The 4,738-nt window shown below is 39.7% G+C and carries 5 protein-coding genes; all 5 read left to right on the forward strand.

The window, feature by feature from the left end:
• A partial coding sequence (locus tag QX565_RS00280) for a hypothetical protein (protein ID WP_289290543.1) occupies positions 1-248 on the forward strand: 248 nt, incomplete at its 5' end.
• A gap of 368 nt (positions 249-616) precedes the next feature.
• Complete coding sequence (locus QX565_RS00285) at positions 617-916, forward strand: helix-turn-helix domain-containing protein (protein WP_289290545.1); 300 nt, start codon at positions 617-619, stop codon at positions 914-916.
• A 16-nt stretch (positions 917-932) separates the two neighbouring features.
• Positions 933-3,761 carry a type I restriction endonuclease subunit R, EcoR124 family gene (locus tag QX565_RS00290; protein ID WP_289290547.1) on the forward strand — a complete coding sequence of 943 codons (2,829 nt, stop codon included), beginning with the start codon at positions 933-935 and terminating at the stop codon, positions 3,759-3,761.
• Between the two features lie 5 nt (positions 3,762-3,766).
• Complete coding sequence (locus QX565_RS00295) at positions 3,767-4,501, forward strand: GIY-YIG nuclease family protein (protein ID WP_005649223.1); 735 nt, start codon at positions 3,767-3,769, stop codon at positions 4,499-4,501.
• Positions 4,502-4,505: 4 nt separating this feature from the next.
• A partial coding sequence (locus tag QX565_RS00300; protein ID WP_289290548.1) for a type I restriction-modification system subunit M N-terminal domain-containing protein occupies positions 4,506-4,738 on the forward strand: 233 nt, incomplete at its 3' end.

The raw sequence follows: 4,738 nt of genomic DNA on the forward strand, positions 1-4,738 counted from the left end.
AAGTGAAGAGCAGCGTAACCTTAAAGGCTCTGTCTTTGACAACTGTCCTGATTTATCTGCATGACTGTATGAACCTGTCGGCTGAAACTTGCCTGGTATCGGGATACGAAGCAAGTCAGCCGATAAGTTTCCGCTGTATAAGGCAATTTGTTCTGGCATCGCATGAAATACGAACAGTCGGAACAGCTTGCCTGTATTTTAAGACGGGTATTCAAGGATATAGGACGTTCCGTCAGTGCAAGCTTTAGCCTGCATCATCGGGACGGCCTGCTTGTTTGCGTTTTCAGACGAGCCACCGGTAACCAGTTGCCAATGTCAGAGCCTTTGAAGTGAAGAGTAGTGTAACCTTAAAGGCTCTGTCTTTGGCAACTGTCCTGGTTTATCTGCATGATTGTATGAACCTGTCGGCTGAAACTTGCCTGGTGTCACAGATACGAGGCATATCTGCCGGTCTGTTTTATATATCTATAGTTTATTTGTGGATACCTGGCTTCTATTCCGTAAACTGATAAGTAGAAAATTGAGTTAATATAGCTACAATACAACTCATTGGTTGTAATTTATCAAATAATTGCATTATCTTTGCATGTAGACGTGCGATAAAGTAATCTTTTTAATGAATATAGCAGCAGACAAAATTTCCTGTAAAGCTTTGGACGTTACAGGATCAGAAATCAGAATTGAGCAAGATAAAAAGAATTGGGTAGAGTATTCACAGTTAATAGCCGGGGTTATGTCTAAGCGGATGGCGGAACTTGGCTTTACGCAATTAATGCTTGCTGAGAAGATGAATTGTACCCAACAATATATTTCAAAAATATTGAAAGGGAAAAAGAATATGTCACTGGAGACTATATGCAAAATAGAGAATGCATTAGGCATCGAGATTATCAAAAGTCTAAATAGAAATGAATAACGAATAAAGCAGATTTATGTCAATACAAAGTGAAGCGGCATTAGAAGCCGGACTTATCGCTGCCCTTCAACAAATGGACTATGAATATGTCCAGATTGCAGAGGAAGATAATCTTCAAGCCAATTTCAAACGGCAGTTGGAGAAGCATAATCATAAGCGGTTGTCAGAGCATGGTCGTACTGAATTTACCGATGAGGAATTTGAAAAGATACTTATCTACCTGGAAGGTGGTACGCGCTTTGAAAAAGCAAAAAAACTCCGGGACCTCTATCCGCTTGACACGTCAGATGGCAAGCGCATTTGGGTGGAGTTTCTCAATCGTCAGCAATGGTGTCAGAATGAGTTTCAGGTGTCGAACCAAATTACGGTGGAAGGACGTAAGAAATGCCGTTATGATGTAACCATTCTTATAAATGGTTTGCCTTTGGTTCAGATTGAATTGAAACGCCGTGGCGTGGAACTGAAACAAGCATACAATCAAATACAGCGTTACCACAAGACTTCATTCCACGGACTATTTGACTATATCCAGTTGTTTGTCATATCAAACGGAATAAATACACGTTATTTCGCCAATAATCCGAATAGTGGTTATAAATTCACATTCAACTGGACTGATGCTGCCAATCATCCGTTCAATGAGTTGGATAAGTTTGCCGTATTTTTCTTAGAGAAGTGTACGCTCGGTAAAATTATAGGAAAATATATTGTACTGCATGAGGGCGACAAGTGCCTGATGGTGCTTCGCCCTTATCAATTTTATGCGGTAGAGAAGATTTTGGACAGGGTACAAAACTCTAACGACAATGGCTATATCTGGCATACAACAGGTGCTGGAAAAACATTAACTTCATTCAAGGCGGCACAGCTTGTATCGGAATTGGATGATGTAGATAAAGTGATGTTTGTAGTTGACCGTCATGACCTCGACACTCAGACACAATCGGAATACGAGGCATTTGAGCCGGGTGCGGTGGATAGTACCGACAATACGGATGAACTTGTGAAGCGACTGCAAAGCAATTCAAAGATTATTATCACTACCATTCAGAAACTCAACTCCGCAGTCAGCAAGACTTGGTATAGCAACAAGATTGAATCTGTCCGTCACTCACGTATCGTAATGATATTTGATGAGTGTCATCGCAGTCATTTCGGGGACAGCCACAAGAAGATTATGAAGTTCTTTGACAATGCCCGGATATTCGGCTTTACCGGAACGCCTATCTTTACTGAGAATGCGGTGGACGGACATACCACCAAAGAAATATTCGGCAATTGCCTCCATAAATATCTGATTAAGGATGCCATTGCGGATGAAAACGTGCTTGGTTTCCTTGTGGAATACTATCACGGCAATGAAGTCGTTGATAATGACAATCAAGCCCGGATGGAAGAAATTGCAAAATTCATCCTTAACAATTTCAACAAATCCACATTTGATGGAGAATTTGATGCCTTGTTTGCCGTGCAGTCCGTTCCGATGCTTATACGCTATTACAAGATTTTCAAATCTTTGAATCCTAAAATCCGAATCGGTGCAGTGTTTACATACGCAGCCAATAGTAGCCAGGATGATGACCAGACAGGTATGGGTACAGGTCAATATACAAGTCAAAGTGTAGGCGAAGCTGACGAACTGCAAGCCATCATGGATGATTACAATAAAATGTACGGAACAGCTTTCACGACTGAGAATTTCCGAGCATACTATGATGACATCAACCTGCGCATGAAAAAGAAGAAAACGGACATGAAACCGCTTGACCTTTGCCTTGTCGTGGGTATGTTCTTAACCGGCTTTGACAGCAAGAAACTGAATACGCTCTATGTGGATAAAAACATGGAGTATCATGGCTTGCTGCAAGCGTTCAGTCGTACCAACCGAGTACTGAACGAGAAGAAGCGTTTTGGTAAAATCGTTTGTTTTCGAGACTTGAAAAGTAATGTTGATACGTCTATCAGGTTATTTAGTAACTCTGACAATCCTGAGGATATAGTGCGCCCTCCGTTTGAGGAAGTAAAACAGGAATACAGAACTTTAGCAACAGAGTTTCTTCAAAAATATCCTACGCCCGGCAGCATAGACTTTCTGCAAAGTGAAAACGACAAAAAGAATTTTGTGCTAGCTTTTCGTGATATAATCCGCAAACACGCAGAAATCCAGATATACGAAGATTATAGCGAAGATGCGGACGATCTTGGACTAACAGAACAACAATTCAACGACTATAAGAGTAAATACCTCGACATAACAGTTGGCTTTATCAATCCTCCAGTTACACCACCGGTTGTTGCGGAAGATCCTGTGCCATACGGCAGTAATCAAGGCTTGGAAGATATAGATTTCTGTCTTGAACTTCTGCACAGTGACATTATTAATGTGGCTTATATCCTTGAGCTCATTGCCGACCTTGACCCATATAGCGATGATTATTCTGCCAAACGCCAGCATATCATTGATACTATGATTAAGGATGCTGGAATGAGAGGCAAAGCCAAACTCATAGACGGCTTTATCAAAAAGAATGTGGATGAAGACAAGGAAAACTTCATGACTGGGCGTAATAAGGCTGACGGTACAAATGAATTGGAGGAACGCCTGAACCAGTATATTGTATCTGAACGAAATAAAGCTATATGTGATTTGGCTGATGAAGAACAAATTTCTTCCGAGGTGCTTAATCTCTATATAAAAGAGTATGACTATTTGCAGAAGGAACAGCCGGAAATTATACAAAAGGCTTTGAGAGAGAAACATCTTGGCCTGATAAAGACAAGAAAAGCATTGACACGCATTCTTGACCGTCTGCGTTGTATCATTAGAACTTTTAGTTGGGATTAAAGAGTATGGATAAGATAAAAGAACCAGGATATGTTTATATTTTAACCAATCCAAGTTTTCGTGAGGATTGGGTAAAGATTGGTAAAAGTTCCAGACCTGTTGATGTACGCTCAAAGGAACTTGATAATACGGCTGTACCTTTGCCTTTTGAGATATTTGCCACAATTAAAACGGCAAAATATAATGAGGTCGAAAAACTTGTACACAATATAATTGACAATTTGACGAACTTTCGTATTCGTCAGAACCGAGAGTTTTTTAATGTTGCACCACAAAAAGCACTGGAAATTCTTAAAGAAATAGCATTAACCATTGATGATGCTGTCGTAACAGAGTATGATAATAATCAACCTGTGTGTAGTGATAACCCAATATCTATGCCTATTCAAAAATGCACCAATCACGGAAAAGATTATACAAAGTATTCACTTAACGGAGTTGGTTCTTATGGAAAAGGTAGGCTGGCATTAGAGGTTATTCGTGTTTATGTCGGTTCTAACCATGTTAATTATAATGAATTAGTTGAATTATTGCCTAATCGTTTAATTAAAACAGTTGATGAAGTAAACCGTTGGAAAAGTCAAACATCTGACACTCATAAAAGATGGTTTGAAAAAGACATCCTTATTTCTAATGATGGTGTTAAATTTGTTGTTTCATCACAGCATGGAAAAGGAAATATAGGTAAGATTTTTGAGCTTGCCGATAAATTGGGTTATGAAATTAAAGAATTGAAATAAAATTATGAGCGAAGAATTACAACAGAAACTCCGTGACCAACTTTGGGAGGTCGCAAACCGTTTGCGTGGCAATATGTCGGCAAGCGACTTTATGTATTTTACCTTGGGGTTTATCTTTTACAAATACTTGTCGGAAAAAATAGAGAAATATGCTAACAGTGCGCTTGAAGACGATGAAGTGACCTTTAAGGAATTATGGGACATGACCGATGCTGATGCTGCGGAATTGCAGGAAGA

The sequence above is a fragment of the Bacteroides sp. 41_26 genome (genome assembly GCF_949740115.1).
Lineage (GTDB): Bacteria > Bacteroidota > Bacteroidia > Bacteroidales > Bacteroidaceae > Bacteroides > Bacteroides nordii.

Excerpts from the sequence above, each read along its gene's own strand:
- QX565_RS00290 (WP_289290547.1), top strand. The coding sequence starts at position 933 with ATGTCAATACAAAGTGAAGCGGCATTAGAAGCCGGACTTATCGCTGCC.
- QX565_RS00295 (WP_005649223.1), top strand. The coding sequence starts at position 3,767 with ATGGATAAGATAAAAGAACCAGGATATGTTTATATTTTAACCAATCCA.
- QX565_RS00285 (WP_289290545.1), top strand. The coding sequence starts at position 617 with ATGAATATAGCAGCAGACAAAATTTCCTGTAAAGCTTTGGACGTTACA.